The organism is Nostoc sp. (assembly GCF_036919555.1).
Taxonomy (GTDB): Bacteria; Cyanobacteriota; Cyanobacteriia; order Cyanobacteriales; family Nostocaceae; genus Nostoc.
In genome coordinates, this window is the sequence record NZ_JBALCS010000085.1 from 86,464 (window position 1) to 101,706 (window position 15,243).

The 15,243-nt window shown below is 41.8% G+C and carries 21 protein-coding genes and 1 riboswitch; of the genes, 12 read left to right on the forward strand and 9 right to left on the reverse strand.

Annotated elements, in window-relative coordinates:
- Positions 1–39: 39 nt before the first annotated feature.
- Positions 40–1,146, reverse strand: a complete 1,107-nt coding sequence (locus V7K36_RS23535) for a hypothetical protein (RefSeq protein ID WP_335119795.1) — start codon at positions 1,144–1,146, stop codon at positions 40–42.
- Here V7K36_RS23535 and V7K36_RS23540 point away from each other — a divergent pair.
- The gene (locus tag V7K36_RS23540; protein ID WP_335119797.1) at positions 1,070–1,663 is read left to right on the forward strand and encodes an energy transducer TonB family protein; all 594 of its coding nucleotides are present in this window, start codon (positions 1,070–1,072) and stop codon (positions 1,661–1,663) included. The two genes, V7K36_RS23535 and V7K36_RS23540, sit on opposite strands and share 77 nt — an antisense overlap.
- Positions 1,664–1,990: 327 nt before the next feature.
- Positions 1,991–2,752 (forward strand): class II aldolase/adducin family protein, encoded by a 762-nt coding sequence (locus V7K36_RS23545; RefSeq protein WP_335119799.1) that lies wholly within the window; start codon positions 1,991–1,993, stop codon positions 2,750–2,752.
- A gap of 49 nt (positions 2,753–2,801) precedes the next feature.
- Here V7K36_RS23545 and V7K36_RS23550 read toward each other — a convergent pair whose 3' ends face one another.
- Positions 2,802–3,029 (reverse strand): hypothetical protein, encoded by a 228-nt coding sequence (locus V7K36_RS23550; protein ID WP_335119801.1) that lies wholly within the window; start codon positions 3,027–3,029, stop codon positions 2,802–2,804.
- A gap of 308 nt (positions 3,030–3,337) precedes the next feature.
- On the opposite strand from V7K36_RS23550, the gene V7K36_RS23555 reads away from it, so the two are divergent.
- From V7K36_RS23555 to thiC, 7 genes are all read left to right on the forward strand, one after another.
- Positions 3,338–3,817: a phosphatase domain-containing putative toxin gene (locus V7K36_RS23555; protein ID WP_335119877.1), complete on the forward strand. Its 480-nt coding sequence runs from the start codon at positions 3,338–3,340 to the stop codon at positions 3,815–3,817.
- 55 nt (positions 3,818–3,872) lie between these two features.
- Entirely contained in the window at positions 3,873–4,121 is a 249-nt protein-coding gene (locus tag V7K36_RS23560) for a hypothetical protein (protein WP_335119803.1), read from the forward strand.
- Complete coding sequence (locus V7K36_RS23565; RefSeq protein ID WP_335119805.1) at positions 4,102–4,815, forward strand: hypothetical protein; 714 nt, start codon at positions 4,102–4,104, stop codon at positions 4,813–4,815. Before V7K36_RS23560 ends, V7K36_RS23565 begins: the two co-directional genes overlap by 20 nt.
- Positions 4,815–5,288, forward strand: coding sequence for a DUF2726 domain-containing protein (locus V7K36_RS23570; RefSeq protein ID WP_335119807.1), 474 nt, complete (start codon positions 4,815–4,817; stop codon positions 5,286–5,288). The genes V7K36_RS23565 and V7K36_RS23570 overlap by 1 nt, the downstream gene beginning before the upstream one ends.
- Before the next feature lie 150 nt (positions 5,289–5,438).
- Entirely contained in the window at positions 5,439–5,615 is a 177-nt protein-coding gene (locus V7K36_RS23575) for a DUF6888 family protein (protein ID WP_442948510.1), read from the forward strand.
- Positions 5,612–5,827, forward strand: coding sequence for a DUF6887 family protein (locus V7K36_RS23580; protein WP_335119810.1), 216 nt, complete (start codon positions 5,612–5,614; stop codon positions 5,825–5,827). The genes V7K36_RS23575 and V7K36_RS23580 overlap by 4 nt, the downstream gene beginning before the upstream one ends.
- A 75-nt stretch (positions 5,828–5,902) precedes the next feature.
- Positions 5,903–5,999: riboswitch (TPP riboswitch) on the forward strand.
- A gap of 7 nt (positions 6,000–6,006) precedes the next feature.
- Positions 6,007–7,380 carry a phosphomethylpyrimidine synthase gene (gene thiC / locus V7K36_RS23585; protein ID WP_335119812.1) on the forward strand — a complete coding sequence of 458 codons (1,374 nt, stop codon included), beginning with the start codon at positions 6,007–6,009 and terminating at the stop codon, positions 7,378–7,380.
- 133 nt (positions 7,381–7,513) lie between these two features.
- On the opposite strand, the gene V7K36_RS23590 is transcribed toward thiC, so the two are convergent.
- From V7K36_RS23590 to V7K36_RS23600, 3 genes are read right to left on the reverse strand one after another with little or no spacing between them, the layout of a single operon-like run.
- Positions 7,514–9,502, reverse strand: coding sequence for a S8 family serine peptidase (locus V7K36_RS23590; protein ID WP_335119814.1), 1,989 nt, complete (start codon positions 9,500–9,502; stop codon positions 7,514–7,516).
- A gap of 23 nt (positions 9,503–9,525) precedes the next feature.
- Positions 9,526–9,735 carry a hypothetical protein gene (locus V7K36_RS23595; protein WP_335119881.1) on the reverse strand — a complete coding sequence of 70 codons (210 nt, stop codon included), beginning with the start codon at positions 9,733–9,735 and terminating at the stop codon, positions 9,526–9,528.
- Positions 9,699–9,935 carry a ribbon-helix-helix domain-containing protein gene (locus V7K36_RS23600; protein WP_335119816.1) on the reverse strand — a complete coding sequence of 79 codons (237 nt, stop codon included), beginning with the start codon at positions 9,933–9,935 and terminating at the stop codon, positions 9,699–9,701. The genes V7K36_RS23595 and V7K36_RS23600 overlap by 37 nt, the downstream gene beginning before the upstream one ends.
- Positions 9,936–10,126: 191 nt before the next feature.
- Between V7K36_RS23600 and V7K36_RS23605 the strand changes: the two genes are divergently transcribed.
- Together V7K36_RS23605 and V7K36_RS23610 are read left to right on the forward strand one after the other, a co-directional pair.
- Entirely contained in the window at positions 10,127–10,375 is a 249-nt protein-coding gene (locus V7K36_RS23605) for a type II toxin-antitoxin system Phd/YefM family antitoxin (protein WP_335119819.1), read from the forward strand.
- A 2-nt stretch (positions 10,376–10,377) separates the two neighbouring features.
- Entirely contained in the window at positions 10,378–10,764 is a 387-nt protein-coding gene (locus tag V7K36_RS23610) for a type II toxin-antitoxin system VapC family toxin (RefSeq protein ID WP_335119821.1), read from the forward strand.
- 112 nt (positions 10,765–10,876) lie between these two features.
- On the opposite strand, the gene V7K36_RS23615 is transcribed toward V7K36_RS23610, so the two are convergent.
- Entirely contained in the window at positions 10,877–11,218 is a 342-nt protein-coding gene (locus tag V7K36_RS23615) for a DUF3368 domain-containing protein (RefSeq protein ID WP_335119823.1), read from the reverse strand.
- Between the two features lie 155 nt (positions 11,219–11,373).
- Complete coding sequence (locus V7K36_RS23620; protein WP_335119825.1) at positions 11,374–11,625, reverse strand: UPF0175 family protein; 252 nt, start codon at positions 11,623–11,625, stop codon at positions 11,374–11,376.
- Between the two features lie 778 nt (positions 11,626–12,403).
- On the opposite strand from V7K36_RS23620, the gene V7K36_RS23625 reads away from it, so the two are divergent.
- Positions 12,404–12,766, forward strand: coding sequence for a hypothetical protein (locus V7K36_RS23625; RefSeq protein ID WP_335119826.1), 363 nt, complete (start codon positions 12,404–12,406; stop codon positions 12,764–12,766).
- A 259-nt stretch (positions 12,767–13,025) separates the two neighbouring features.
- Here V7K36_RS23625 and V7K36_RS23630 read toward each other — a convergent pair whose 3' ends face one another.
- Positions 13,026–14,189, reverse strand: a complete 1,164-nt coding sequence (locus V7K36_RS23630) for an NYN domain-containing protein (RefSeq protein WP_335119828.1) — start codon at positions 14,187–14,189, stop codon at positions 13,026–13,028.
- A gap of 206 nt (positions 14,190–14,395) precedes the next feature.
- A complete protein-coding gene (locus V7K36_RS23635; RefSeq protein ID WP_335119830.1) occupies positions 14,396–15,238 on the reverse strand; it encodes a D-alanyl-D-alanine carboxypeptidase family protein in 843 nt (280 codons plus the stop codon).
- Positions 15,239–15,243: the final 5 nt, after the last annotated feature.

Below are 15,243 nucleotides of genomic sequence, written 5' to 3' on the forward strand. Positions count from 1 at the left end.
ACCAAGGCAGCAAAAAGCGGAATCACCAAATCTATCTCCTCAACAACTCAAGCCAGAGCCAACAGCGATCGCACCTGCACCTATACCAGAACCCAAACCACAGCCAACAGCGATCGCACCGCCACCTATATCACCAGCATCCAAGCCAGAGCCAACAGCGAGCGCACCTCCACCTATATCACCAGCATCCAAGCCAGAGCCAACAGCGAGCGCACCTCCACCTATACCACTAGCATCCAAGCCAGAGCCAACAGCGAGCGCACCTCCACCTATACCACTGCCAGCCCGACCACAGCCAACAGCGATCGCACCTGCAACTATACCACTGCCAGCCCGACCACAGCCAACAGCGATCGCACCTCCACCTATACCACTAGAACCCAAACCACAGCCAACAGCGATCGCACCTCCACCTATACCACTAGAACCCAAACCACAGCCAACAGCGATCGCACCTGCAACTATACCACTAGCGCCCAAACCGAAAAAAATAGTAGTAGTGCCTAATATTACACCACCGTTAGCTCTACAGCGAAAAACAGCGAGCGCACCTGCTATTACATCATCAGAACCTAAACCACAGCCAACAGCGATCGCACCTGCTATTACATCACCAGAACCTAAACCACAGCCAACAGCGATCGCACCTGCTATTACATCACCAGAACCTAAACCGAAAAAAATAGTAGTAGTGCCTAATATTACACTACCCTTAGTCCGACCGCGAAAAACAGCGATCGCACCTGCTATTACATCACCAGAACCTAAACCGAAAAAAATAGCAGTAGTGCCTAATATTACACCACCGTTAGCCCGACCGCGAAAAACAGCGATCGCACCTGCTATTACATCACCAGCAGCCAAACCGAAAAAAATAGTAGTGCCTAATATTACACCACCGTTAGCCCGACCGCGAAAAACAGCGATCGCACCTGCTATTACATCACCAGCAGCCAAACCGAAAAAAATAGTAGTGCCTAATATTACACCACCGTTAGCCCGACCGCGAAAAACAGTGATCGCACCTGCTATTACATCACCAGAACCTAAACCGAAAAAAATAGTAGTAGTGCCTAATATTACACCACCGTTAGCCCGACCGCGAAAAACAGCGATCGCACCTGCTATTACATCACCAGCAGCCAAACCTAAGAACTTAGGTCAGTCGGGAACTAGATTAAGTCGGCGAACACCATCTCAAGCTCAGTCATCTCTGAAAAAAGGTGCAGCAAGCTTGCTGGGTGGTACTCAGAGTGTATCTAGTCGGAATTTTAGCGGTGATTATCTGGCAGCCTTACCTAATTCCAACCGCGATCACCAAGCTCATTCTGGTATTGATGCCAGCAGTCAAAATATAGATATCACCTCTTACTTAAAGCAACTACAGCAAAAAGTCAAGCAGCAGTGGCTACCAGAAGTGAGCCAGTCTTCCCGGCGAACGGTGCTTTACTTCACTATTAAGCGTTCCGGGCAACTAAGCAATCTCCAGCTAGCCCAAACCTCTGGATTCAGCGTCACTGATCAAGCAGCGCTCAAGGCTATACAGCGATCTGCACCTTTTGCACCTTTGCCCACAGGATATACCAGCAACCACATCGATATTCAATTTACATTTAATATCAATGTCTATGGGCAGCTAAATTTATCGGGGGATGGTGGCTAGGCTGTTGACTTTATGGGTTACAGTCTATCGCCGTGTAGATAACGGCGATGCTGAAGGACACGCACAATTATAAGTAACTGAAGTGCGTAGGCGTAGCCCAACCTAGACATCGCTTTAACCAGGGGATATCTACCGCCTCTTACCCCCAGATAGTGATATCCACGCCGTCAAAACCACGTCTCAGAGCGCATCTGTATCTATCCATCTTCTAAGGTAATGATACTGGCTGCGTCTTACGTCATCAGTTCATAACAGAATCTCATAGCGTCAAATCCTTTCGCTCTAGATATTCTAACGCTCCCTATAAAGAGGAAGAGGAAAAAGAAAATGCCCAAGTACGATAGACCACAACCCCCTGTATTCGAGCGAGTTGAAGACGAACGCCTACACCGTCAGCAACGCCTAGCTGCTGCTTTTCGCCTGTTTGGTAAGTTTGGCTTCACCGAGGGAATTACAGGACATATTACGGCTCGTGATCCGGAGTTTACAGACCATTTCTGGGTCAATCCATTCGGGACATACTTCGGTCATATCCGAGTTTCAGACCTACTCTTGGTTAACAGAGAAGGTGAGGTGGTTAAAGGCGATGCTGAAGTAAATCGAGCTGCTTTCGCCATCCATTCTCAAATTCATGAAGCTCGACCTGATGTAATTGCAGCCGCTCACGCCCATTCACTTTATGGTAAAGCCTGGTCTAGTTTAGGTCGTCTGCTTGAGCCCTTGACTCAAGATTCTTGTGCTTTTTACGAAGACCATGCCCTATTTAACGATTTCACAGGTGTTGTTTTAGAAACTTCTGAAGGTCAGCGATTGGCGCAAGCCTTGGGGTCAAAAAAAGCCATAATCCTACGTAACCACAGCATTTTAACTGTGGGACATACAGTAGATGAAGCTGCCTTTTGGTACATTAGCTTAGAGCGATCGTGTCAAGCCCAACTGCTGGCACAAGCTGCGGGTAGACCCACTACTATCAAACACGAAACAGCCCGTTTAACACAAACTCAAGTGGGGTCACATACAAGTGGGTGGTTCAGCTTCCAGCCACTTTACGACAGGATTGTGCGCGAAGAACCTGATTTGCTGAATTAGTGATTGATCAGGAGGCAGGAGGTAAACCCGATAAATAAATTTAGGGGTTTCAATAAGGACGCGGTAAATATACGCTACGCATCTCGAAATACATATTTTCTTCTTTTTTCATAAATAAATTTACTTGATCTAAAAGAAAGTGGCAGAGGGCAAAAAATATATTTTCTTGCTCCTGCCTCCTGCCTTTCTTTGGTAAGGTAAGTAGCCGCTCTCCTAATCCTAATGAACGATAGTAGTTTTTCTGGGCAGAAATTGCTGGAGTTACAGCAGAATTCAAGTATTTAAACCACATCTGTCGTAGGGGCACAGCAATGCTGTGCCCTTACTGCGTGGTCTATTTACCTGAAAATAGCTCTAATAAAAAATAATTTATTTCTTCTAAACTACGGCAATCCTATCGGATATATGTGTATTATGTATAGAGTAATAAAATAACCAACTTCAAAAGGCAAATTTTGAAGTAATCAAACAATATCGTCTGATATGTAGCTAATTTTGCCGTGTTTATTTGAATATCTTCTCAAAGCTTGCTCGCTTAGAGTATTTACCAAGCTGGAAGACACTAGAAAGTCAAAAGGAGTGAATGTGATCAACGCCATACAGATTAACGAAAATTTGACGACCACAGGACAAGTTATAGCAAAACAGCTTGAGCAAGCTATCCAAGAAGGTTTTAAGTCGGTTCTGAATCTGCGATCACCTGATGAGCTAGGATTTTCCCAGGATGAGCAAAAAGTAGCGGAAGCATTGGGGCTGTATTATCGGAATGTTCCACTCAAGGTGGATTTAAAAAATTTGAATGAAGAGGCAATTACCAAAATCCTGACGATACTAGAACAAATCCCGAAACCAGCAGTTGTGCATTGTGCAGCCGGGATGCGATCAACTGGAATTGCACTCTTAAGTATCGCTATCCAGGAAGGATTAACACCAGAGGAAACCTTAGCAAAAGCTAGGAATCTGGGTTTTGGATTCTTTGAACATGCTGGCGTTAGTCCCCGGCTAAAGCAATTATTTGTGGACTACGTTAACAAACACGCGAAAGTAGCTGTACCTATTTGCTGAAATATTTGTACTTAGGGACTTCCAAATAAAAAAATACTCAACTACTTCTTGTGGGGTGGGCGTCTCGCCCACCTGTAGCCAAAGCGATCGCTCCATAGTAACTGGTGGTTTAAAGCTTTTGGTTGAAGGGCGTGAGGGTGCGATCGCCTTTAAGCCATCAAGCTATAGGAAGAATAAGCACTTCCCAGAAAATCTAAAAATCTTAGCTAAGACTATTGGATTATTGAAGAATAAGCGTTACACTATTCCCATGAACCTTAGCCAAGCTTTTTGGGAATTAATTAATGTCAAAAATTATATATGATGTTATCCAGCGTTTTGAGGTAGAAAACGGCGTTCCCCGTTTGATTTCAACAAATATCCAGGTGATTGAAGGTGGAGAAGATTTGCTGTCTTTGGCTACCAGTATGCTGGAGAAACTTGGTTTTTATGACAAGTTTGAAGAGAACCGTACATCTCAGTACATAGGATATCGGCTTAAGAATCCTGTAAAAGGAGCTAAACGTTATCAGCTTGTTTTAGCTCAAAGACAGGATAGTTTATGTATTTCTATTCCTAAGACAATACTAAAACAGCATATTATAAATATAAATATTCCTGATGGAATAAATGAGGCAATTGATTTAGGTAAAGACCCAACTGGAAAATATTTAAATGGACTTGGGATTACCTCAAAATTTGTCTGGGTTAGACCGGGTATGACTTTTGCTTTTAGGCAATTAGTTCAGTATTACAAAATTTCTATAGACAGATTGCCTCAGCAATATGCTGAAGAGGATAATGAAGAATTTAGCTTTTATTTAATGGATCATATTGATGTAAACTCTCAAGGAAGCAATCTGTATAATTTTGAGAGTTTTTTGAAAAAATATAAAATAGCTCTATATATTTATGAAGACAGGCTATTTCCATATACAGGTCAATTTTCTGTAGTTTCCAATGAAAGTTTAGAAGAATTACTTACATATTTTGTTAAAATTATTATGGTAAAAAGTTAATGAGCATTAAATCAAAAAGATTAATTAATTCTTATGAAGAAAGGATGCTAGAGTTTTTGCAAACCTGCATAGATGAAAATTATAAAATCCATACACAGGTTAGCTTATGCCAATTTTGTGAACAAGACAGCAACCTTGATATCGAACTAAGAAAGTTTTTATTTAGCTCCAGTGTAGACGCTCTGATAACTAATTCTGACTATAAACCTTGTTTAGTCGTAGAATTCCAATCTTCATATCATGATTATTCTGAAGCAAGAGAGCGCGCTCGCAAAAAGGCAACTTTACTCTCTCTTGCAGCAGTTCCCTTACTTTATTCACGGGTAAAAGACTTTGGATTATTACATCTTTACTCTCAATCTGAAGAAATAGTATGTAATTTATTTACAGGAAATCGCCGAGAAAATGCCCAAGCGCTAATTAGAAAGTATTGCGAACAATCTATTTCTTCTGATGTTCGAGTTACAGCTTGATAAACTACAATATGTTTGCACGCCAATAGGGAGAAACTTCAGCGATGCCTCCGGCTGTAAACTACGCCAAATTAACAGACTATGGTATCGCTTTGACTCCATCAATTTACTATAAAATTATAGATAAGTTTTTATATCAAAGGAGCGGTTATCCTTCCAACAGCAGCACAAGCCCTAAAGTGTGTCTACCTGTGTCAATTATTGACGACTGTCTACAAACCAATTTATATGCTGCGTCTGGATGAACGCACTGGAAAAATATTCATCTTGGCTGGAGAAGATATAGAAATTCTGATTAGTCGTGATGGGAACTGGGAATATCCATGAGCAAACCAAACTTTGATGCTATGAGCAAGGCAGAATTACGCGCCTACGTCATTGCACACCAAGATGATCAAGAGGCTTTTTACGCACTTGCGGATCGTTTGACGGCAAAACCTCCCTCTGCGACTTATCCCGCCTCCATGACTCCAGAGGAAATCCACAAGGCGATATTAGACATTATTCAACAGAAACAGCGTAGGCGCAGCCCGTCGTAGACATCGCCAGACTCCGAAAAAACAGCATAAATTTTTAACACCCTTGCTCGCAACCATAACCAAGGTGGTACACTACATCCATGCTAGGGGTGCCTACATAACCAGGCTGAGATCACACCCTTAACACCTGAGTCTGGGTAATACCAGCGGAGGGAAGCTGTTTATCGAGGAATTATAATATGCGGACAGAATGGGTTGCTAAACGACGTGGGCAGGGTAATGTATCTCAAATGCACTACGCCCGCCAAGGTGTTATCACCGAAGAAATGCACTACGTCGCCCAACGGGAAAATCTCCCTGCGGATCTCATTCGTGAGGAAGTGGCGCGGGGGCGAATGATTATCCCGGCTAATATTAATCACACTAACCTAGAGCCGATGGCTATTGGCATCGCCTCCAAATGTAAGGTAAATGCTAATATCGGCGCTTCCCCCAACTCTTCTAATCTTCAGGAAGAAGTTGATAAGCTGAATCTGTCCGTGAAGTACGGTGCTGATACCGTGATGGATTTGTCCACAGGCGGCGGTAACTTGGATGAAATTCGCACCGCTATCATCAAGGCTTCGCCAGTTCCCATTGGTACAGTACCCGTTTACCAAGCTTTAGAAAGTGTCCACGGCACAATCGAGAACCTGACTGCTGATGACTTTCTCCATATCATTGAAAAGCACGCCCAGCAAGGAGTAGACTATCAAACTATCCACGCTGGGATTTTGATTGAGCATTTGCCTTTGGTGAGAAACCGGATCACTGGTATTGTCTCTCGCGGTGGCGGTATTTTGGCGCGGTGGATGCTGCATCATCACAAACAAAACCCGCTTTATACTCACTTCAAAGACATTATCGAGATTTTCAAAAAATATGATGTCTCCTTCAGTTTAGGAGATTCCCTGCGTCCTGGCTGCACCCATGATGCCTCAGATGAAGCACAATTAGCTGAGTTGAAAACCCTTGGACAGCTAACTCGCAAAGCCTGGGAAGATAATATACAGGTGATGGTGGAAGGGCCTGGACATGTGCCAATGGATCAAATTGAGTTCAACGTCCGTAAGCAGATGGAAGAGTGTTCTGAAGCACCTTTCTATGTGTTGGGGCCATTGGTGACAGACATTGCTCCCGGTTATGACCATATCACTTCGGCTATTGGAGCAGCAATGGCTGGATGGTACGGTACTGCAATGCTATGTTATGTAACACCTAAAGAACATTTGGGTCTACCAAATGCCGAAGATGTCAGGAATGGATTGATTGCCTATAAAATAGCAGCTCATGCGGCGGATATCGCTAGACATCGCCCTGGTGCAAGGGATAGAGACGATGAACTTTCTAAGGCGCGTTACAACTTCGATTGGAACCGTCAGTTTGAATTATCACTCGATCCAGAAAGAGCTAAGGAATATCACGATGAAACTCTACCAGCAGATATCTATAAAACTGCTGAGTTTTGTTCGATGTGTGGGCCTAAGTTCTGCCCAATGCAAACTAAGGTTGATGCTGATGCGCTGACAGAATTAGAGAAGTTCTTGGCGAAAGAGACTGTTACCCAAAGTTAGCAGATTGTCATATTGAGTCCGGTTGAATACTTGTAGCGGTTTTCACAGGATGAGATATGGGATAGAACACCCTATAGGGGCAATTGATGAATTGCCCTTACGACAGATGTGGTTCAAATACTTGAATTCTGCTTTAAAATCCAATTTCAATGGTCAAGCTGCGAATCTTTCCTGTATCTGCGTCAGCTTGCTCTGCAACTTCCAGAGTCCAGGTTCCTTGGGGACTTTTACCTTTAAAGGCAGCAAGTTTAAGGGTGTTTACTTCGTCATAGGTTGTTTTGATATTATCTGTACCTCCGCCCTGGCGATCGTGCAGAATGATCGGAAGTATGCCTATTTGCACTGGGGGAAGGAGAGTAACTACAAGATCACCAATAAAAGTATGCTCGATGTCTACATTAACTTTGATGGATTTGATCAGGCTGGTATTAGCGATCGCTAACGATAATGTTGATATCTGCAAATCGTTAATCGGAATATCTTGCACTGCTTTGAAAATGCTAATCGGCGATGTTTGATCTGGCTTGGCCAATTCTACAGCTTTGAGAGCATTGATTCGACCGTAACCGTAGAAAGGGCTGCGACCATTTTTATCATATTTACCTCCAGATGGATCAATGCGATCACTGGAGCGTTTAATAATGTCTCGCACTTCATCCCAACGCAGATTTGGGTTTCTGGCAATAATCAGGGCTGCTACACCTGCTGCACCTGGACAAGAGCTGGAAGTTCCGCCGAATTCGTTTGTGTAGTTACCTTCGGCTTCACCCAGATTTCGATTACCCGAATTATAACCAACTACACCAGAGCGATCGGTTGTCCAAATTCCAGTGGTTTGAGAACTGTCGCCATTGTTGCTGGGGAAGGCGCACCAGACCGCCTGACCAAAATCACTGTAAGCGCTTCTTGTGCCAAAATCGTTACAAGCTGCGACAGCAATCACCTTTTGGTAGCTGGCGTAGCCGTCATTATCCACGCTTTCGTTACCATTGCCAGCCGCGAATAAAATTACACAGCCCTTGCCGTTGCGTCCTTTATTGATTGCAAAATCTATCGCAAGTCGTGTAGAGTCAGGCAGAGGTATTTTCTGGTTGTGTACAGGATCGTTTGGCTCAAACCAAACACCGTCTGCTGGTCCCCAGCTACAAGAAATGACATCAGCACCATTTTCAGCCGCCCAAACAAAAGCATCTGCTTCATCCTGTGACCCCAGTGCCGAAGCTAAACGAATCGGCATCAGCTTTGCACCCGGCGCCACACCAGATGCACCAAAATTGCCGTTTGCACAAGCTACTCCTGCACAGCCCGTCCCGTGGTTATCGTCGTTTCCCGGTCTGGGATTATTAGTTTTACGTGTGACATCACGCGGGGCAACAATTTTTCCAGAGGAACGCAACTCTTCATGCTCAAGATCCACACCGTCGTCGATAATTGCAATAATCGCCCCTGTGCCATCGCTTAACTTCCAAGCTGCCTCAACGTTGGCATGGGCGTTAATTATTTTACCATTAATTGTTATTTGCTTTAAGTGCCACTGCTGCGAGAAAACCTGACGTTGGCGTGATTCACGTGCTAGTTCAGGATGGCACAGTTCTACTGATTCCTCATTCAGAAGTCTCTCGGCGATGTCAAAGATGGCTATACCAGTATTTGCCGGTGCATTGACAAAGTAAGCATTTTCTGAGTATTCAAGTTGGCGTTTAATTGTTAAGCTGTAACGTCCTAAGACCTCTTGGCAGACCCTTGACTCTTCTTGGTTATCGAATTTAACGAAGAGGTTTTCGGTGTAAACTACAGGTTGTCTGGATATTGGATCGACAAGAACACGTCCGGCAAATTGGACTTCAGGCTCTTGGTTGAGAATATCACGGGCGCGATCGCGCAGAGCCACACCCTGATTCGGAACTTTCGCTTGCAGAATTTCGACACCCGCTTGCCGAAACCGCGTTGTTAGCTGAAATTGATTGAGGATGCTACGAGCTGTGGGTGACACAGGTGCGGCTTCAAACGGTCTTGCACCAACAAGAGTACTGCGGTTTTCGGTACGCACTACAACGTGTTCGTTACTGATCGCAAGTTCATACTGTTGGCCGTTCTGTCCACCATAGCGAACCTGAACCATAATTTAATCTCCTGGGATATTAATTAATTCGTGGCGAATTCTCTACCTCCCTCTGCAAAAGTTTCTCTTACAGAATCAAAAAACAAAAGAGCGATGTCGGGGTTTTCTTGGGCAATGTAAACAAAATACTCATCAATATCTAAACTGGCTTTGGGTGTAATGACTATCCGCCTTGTGATTATTTTTCTTGATGCAGCTAGTTTATCAAGTGCGTGCCTTTTTGCTGCCACCATTCATCATTAACTTCTATTGCCTCTCTACTTTCAAGCCCTGTAATTAAAAGTTCTTCTATATGTTCTTGCATCTTGCGTTTTTGGTCTTGAGTGATTAACTCTTGTAAATATTCGCTAACTGAACAGTAGCCACCTTGAGCTACTTGTTCTTTAACAAAGACTTTCATCGACTCAGGCAAGGAAATATTAATGCTACTCATAATCTTGGGAGTTAAGTTGAACTATTTTTTCCATCTTATCAAGATTGTTAGGCGTTGTCTTTGGAGCAATTTCTGCAATTATCTTGTTCATCGTAGGTGAATCGTAGATGATCTCACCTTTGTTGATGAGAGAATAGCGATCGCCAGTGTTATTCTTAGAAATATTAGGAATTAACTAATTACGTGGGCAAATGAGTATCACTGTCAATGTTTCTGAAGTAACTGCCAAGTTTTCTGAATTGCTGAGTCAGGTATTACTTGGTGAAGAAGTCGTGATTGCACAGAAGGGGATTCCAGTTGCACGCCTAATCGCTGTCACAAATACTGCCTTACCTCGAATTCCAGGATTAGATAAAGGTAAAGTTATCATTGCACCAGATTTTAACGAACCTTTACCAGAAGATATCCTCAGTGATTTTGATAGTTCTAATTTAGTTTAGCGATGAGAGCTTTACTGGATACCCATGTATTTCTTTGGTGGGTGACAGATGACCCGCAGTTATCTTCCACCAGTCGCAGTATAATTGCTGATTCTGGTAATATTTTATTTCTGAGCGTGGCAAGTGTCTGGGAGATTGTCATCAAGACTAAATCGGGTAAGCTAACCTTACCTGAACCTGTAGAACAATATATTCCAAGCCGACTAGCACTGAACCGCTTCGAGAGTATAGACATTCAAATGACACACACTCTACAGGTTGCTACTTTACCAAACATCCACCGAGATCCGTTTGACCGGATTATGATTGCCCAAAGTCAAGTAGAGAATTTGCCAATTGTCACAATTGACCAGCTAATTGCACAGTATCCTGTCCAGACTATCTGGTAAAAAGATTTTTTTAGACAAGAGCGATGTCTACAACGGGCGTAGATGCAGCACCTTGGTTGATGAGAGAATAGCGATCGCAGACAAATACCTAATTTTGCCTATTTTTTGCTAATTAGTCTATTAATTCTCCTATTTGTCGTAAAACTTGTTCATAAAGACTCCGGCTGACCCAATATTGAGCAGTATTAATCATAGCATCTAGTAAGGGTTGCACCTGTGTAATTATCTTTCTATTTTTTGCTAATAAGAGAATACCTAAAGTACCAATTGTTTGTAATCCCAAATTTTGAGCTACTTGGCGTGCTTCACGTTCATCTAGCAAAATTTGCCGTTCTCCAGTTTCTAGCGCTAAGGCAATCGCTTCGCGTTCACCATTATCTAATTCTGGCGGTATATTTAGTGTTATTGTTGAAACTGAGATAACTTGCAACCATCTGGCAGCGATCGCTTGCAATATAAATTCCGATCCTGGAAAACTTACAATAGTCGTTTCAGAATAAACAGCTTGGGGAATAACAATTTGTCTAAATGTAGTCTACAAGATATCAAGACGATTAATAGCTGCAAAATTTATCAAAGGCGTAGCGTTACAAACAACGGTCACAATCTCTAAAAACTTGCTTCAATCATTTGAATATCTTGAGATAAATCTGCTTCATTGTAATGACGCTTAATTTTTTTTTGTCCTAAAAGTTTCTGAAATTCCCATATAGGCAAGTTAGCTAGGTGACGTGCTTGACTAAAGGTAAAAATATTCTGTGCGTACAACTGTAAAGCTAATTCCTGGAGAATAGCTCTTTCACCTTGATTTAAGGAATCAGGTGATATTTGCAAGTTGATGGGTTGGATAAATTGACTCATTACCAACTCGTGTTAAGTAGGGCTTACTATAGCAATCCTAAATCATTCGTGAACAACAAGATCCCCGACTTCTTTGAGAAGTCGGGGATCTGAGCCTAGCGATTTTCACAAATCAAATAGGATTGCTATAGTTTTATCATAAGAGTTTTAGACATCGCGCAAAGCCAATTTTTTAATTACGAATTAATTTTTTAGCCAATCGCCACAGCAGGGAAAACGGTAGAATTGCGATGCCGCAGTAGTTAAAGGTTCCATATCCTACTTTGAGTATGTGTATCCTCTTTACTTACATAACACACCGCTTTTGTTCTAAGCTGATGTTGTCTCGTTCCCAGTCTCCGACTGGGAATGCCGTTTTAGAGGCTCCGCCTCTTGAAAAGCGGCAGAGCCGCCAGGAGGCGCGTTTCCAGCCTCTGGCTGGAAACGAGGTTCGAGGTTTTAAAAGGGTTTGCGCTTAAGTTGACACCAATGGCAAGATGCCCACGGCACAAAAGTTTTACTATTGCTTTTTAAGTTTCGTAGTCTGGCGATGCATTATGGCAATTAAGTTAAAAAATTGAGATTTATCGGAATATTTCCGATTTTAGACACCACAGCGCTACTTTTTCAACTTATTGCGTCTTATATCTAAGCTTTGCTTCTTAAAATCATCGTGCTTTTAGTTAATATTGCTGAGGTGAATATTACACTCGCTACTAATTTTTGTGGATTCTACTGAACCAAAATCTGGCTTTAATAAGCCAAGCTAGCTCTAGAATACAATAAAAAGAATATATATATGTCTCGTCAAAAACGTACATACCGCGCTCTAGAAAAAGCTGAATTAAGACTTGCTGGACTCAGAGCAATTAATCCTGATATGGATTTTGGAGATACTCGCAATGTCCAAAACATAACCCAAATAAGTCAGCAATTACGTGTCAAAATTGATGCTTATAATACTGCTCTATCTGTGATTGACTCTTCTAAAACCAATATGGATGAATTAGAAAAAACTTTAACTGACCTTACTGATAAAATGCTAATTGCAATTGCATTTACTTACGGTACAGACAGCAGTGAATATGAAATGGCGGGTGGTCTTCGCAAAAGCAAACGGACTCGTAAAAGCACAGCCACACCCTTAAAGGCAACTTCTTAATCACATACTACTTTTTTGGCGGTGCGTTAGATTAAACCCGTAACGCACTCTAACCCTCTTCTGTCACTCTCCGAAAACTTTTGCCATTTCTGAATTCTAGAGCTTTTGTATATGAAGCGATCGCGCGATTATTTTCTAATAACAAATATAAGACCAATTTTTTTCTAATAGTATAGCTTGTATTGATTGCCTCATGAGGCTTCTAGCGATCGCCCTCCCGGAAAGTGACAGAAGAGGGCTAATGGCTCTATTTTAGCATTTAACCCCTTTTTAAAGGTGTCAAAGTAGATGGGGGCGTAGGGATTTGAATCTGGGGAGCTGGTATAGGTATAAAGCGATCGCAAACAGACTTAAGAATACGATTAATTTGTCCTTCGTAAGCACATCCAATTACAGTTTTTCCATATTCATGGAGCTTTTTAGCTAAGGCGGCAAATGCACCATCACCTGATACAATTACAAAAACTTGCAGTGTCGGACGACTCTGAGCTAATTCCATGACATCAATAGCTAGTTGCATGTCTGCTGCATTCCGTTTGTAACTATAATCAAAAATTTGAATTGCTTCAATGCCAAGTTCTTGAATCTCATTCTTGAGTAGCTTTAATCGAAAATCACTCCAGTCAGCATAAGCGCATTGGATAGCAATTTTATTAACTAGGGTAGTGTTTTCGATATCTGTTTGAATTTGTTTCAAAGAAAAATTTAAGTTGGGATTGTTTCTACCCATTGTTAAATTCTCAATATCATAGAAAATAGCTGTATTAAACTGCTCAATCTTGGGTGAAACGTTAGTTGTGGTAGTAAACTGCTCTACGCAAACCTGACGCTGTTTTAAGTTTTGAAACTCAGCTATTAAAGACGCTATTTCTGTCTTGAGTTCAGAATTTACTTCTTTGTGTTCTAATTGTGTAATTACTGTTGTTAAATCATTGATTTGCAGCTTTGCTTGTTCTAATTCCTGCTGCAATTTTTCAGTTAATATATTGATTTGACTCTGGGTTTGGACAGTCTGCTCTCGAAGTTCCGCCATGTTTCTGGAAAAAATTTGCTGGCGTTGCTGATAAGCAGTTACCAAAGCTTGCTGGACAATATCCCATTCTCTGGGAAAAGCCTGATGGGTACACACTTGTAAAACTGTTTCGTAACCAGCGATGGCAATTTCTAAATTACTCGCACGGTTCCCTTGCTCAAAGCCTTGAATAATCGTACTCAGTTTGACAATGACTCTGGCTATATTAATAGCCTTAGTAGGTTCTTGAGCAAAGCGATCGCTTACCCATTTTCGCAATATTAAAGCTAAATTATCGTTGATTTTGCTTAAGTTATGTTGCAGAAGTGGATATATTTCCTGATTTTGATAAATTGCCTTTAATAAATCCATCAGGAAGGTTTGTTCTTGGTTAGCAGCTTCGTTTGGCATAGTTAAATCCTTGACAATACATATTTTAAGGCGATGTGGAACTCATTCTTGAAACCCCACTTCCATTCCTCTCCCCCAAAGGGAGAGAGGCTTTGATTCTTGCTCCCCTTCCCTTGCAGGGAAGGGGCTGGGGGTTAGGTTTAAAATAAAGTCGCACACGGCGCTATTTTAGGTTAGTATTCCCAAGTTTTCATGCTATCTAACAATTAAAGTGGCGTAATCCAATAAGTAATGCCCCGGACAATTTGTTTGTTAAAACCAAACAGAAGTAAATTTTCTTTAGATAAACCTACATAAGTCCAATGTGGGACATCATTTTCTACAGTTTGAAACCAACCATTTTCATTCAGAGCTTTTATCTGTTCTTTATTAGATACGCGTAAATCAATTGCTAATCCCCAGAGATGTTGTGAAGTTCCAGGAGGTGCAACCAAACCAAGGATTTTTGTTTCTTTACCCTGTTGAACTTTTGCTAAAATTCTATCGTTAGCATATTTATGCCAAAATTTTAAATTTGTGTTGAAGGTGCGAGTACAATCACCAGAACCATAACCAGATTTTAGCAGAATTTTTTGTTGGATTCGCGCTTTATTAAAAGCATCAGCCGCCGATTTTTGTAAGTAACAGTCGTTAGTGCCATCAACATGAGCCATTGTTAAACTAGCTTGAAAATCTTGGGTTTCTTGTTCATTTGCCAAGATATCTTTTGGCGGCAGTTTAATTCCGACATCTTGATTTACAAAGACTGCGCCATACGCCCGCAGCAAAATATATTCATAAGTACCAGGCTGGGGAATTGTGGGTAACTTTTTTGCGATCGCAGATAAAAAACGCTGTTGATCATTTAATTCTGGGTTGGGAATAAATGGTTGTAATATTGTCTGCTGAGAATTATCTGTACAAGGTAATAAATCAGTACTCAAGCATCCGTTTAATGGTTGAGCAGTTATAGTCAATTGGTTGGGGGTAATCTCATTACTAGCTCTTAAGAGAAAAATGATGAAGATAACTATAGCAATAAATTTTGTCTTTTTTAAACATTTTTTCATAAATA

What these genes read in the sequence shown, in the direction of transcription:
- V7K36_RS23545 (WP_335119799.1), top strand. Translation starts at nt 1,991, where the DNA reads ATGCCCAAGTACGATAGACCACAACCCCCTGTATTCGAGCGAGTTGAA.
- V7K36_RS23565 (WP_335119805.1), top strand. Translation starts at nt 4,102, where the DNA reads ATGTCAAAAATTATATATGATGTTATCCAGCGTTTTGAGGTAGAAAAC.
- V7K36_RS23570 (WP_335119807.1), top strand. Translation starts at nt 4,815, where the DNA reads ATGAGCATTAAATCAAAAAGATTAATTAATTCTTATGAAGAAAGGATG.
- V7K36_RS23580 (WP_335119810.1), top strand. Translation starts at nt 5,612, where the DNA reads ATGAGCAAACCAAACTTTGATGCTATGAGCAAGGCAGAATTACGCGCC.
- thiC (WP_335119812.1), top strand. Translation starts at nt 6,007, where the DNA reads ATGCGGACAGAATGGGTTGCTAAACGACGTGGGCAGGGTAATGTATCT.
- V7K36_RS23590 (WP_335119814.1), bottom strand. Translation starts at nt 9,502, where the DNA reads ATGGTTCAGGTTCGCTATGGTGGACAGAACGGCCAACAGTATGAACTT.
- V7K36_RS23595 (WP_335119881.1), bottom strand. Translation starts at nt 9,735, where the DNA reads ATGGTGGCAGCAAAAAGGCACGCACTTGATAAACTAGCTGCATCAAGA.
- V7K36_RS23600 (WP_335119816.1), bottom strand. Translation starts at nt 9,935, where the DNA reads ATGAGTAGCATTAATATTTCCTTGCCTGAGTCGATGAAAGTCTTTGTT.
- V7K36_RS23605 (WP_335119819.1), top strand. Translation starts at nt 10,127, where the DNA reads ATGAGTATCACTGTCAATGTTTCTGAAGTAACTGCCAAGTTTTCTGAA.
- V7K36_RS23610 (WP_335119821.1), top strand. Translation starts at nt 10,378, where the DNA reads ATGAGAGCTTTACTGGATACCCATGTATTTCTTTGGTGGGTGACAGAT.
- V7K36_RS23620 (WP_335119825.1), bottom strand. Translation starts at nt 11,625, where the DNA reads ATGAGTCAATTTATCCAACCCATCAACTTGCAAATATCACCTGATTCC.
- V7K36_RS23625 (WP_335119826.1), top strand. Translation starts at nt 12,404, where the DNA reads ATGTCTCGTCAAAAACGTACATACCGCGCTCTAGAAAAAGCTGAATTA.
- V7K36_RS23630 (WP_335119828.1), bottom strand. Translation starts at nt 14,189, where the DNA reads ATGCCAAACGAAGCTGCTAACCAAGAACAAACCTTCCTGATGGATTTA.
- V7K36_RS23635 (WP_335119830.1), bottom strand. Translation starts at nt 15,238, where the DNA reads ATGAAAAAATGTTTAAAAAAGACAAAATTTATTGCTATAGTTATCTTC.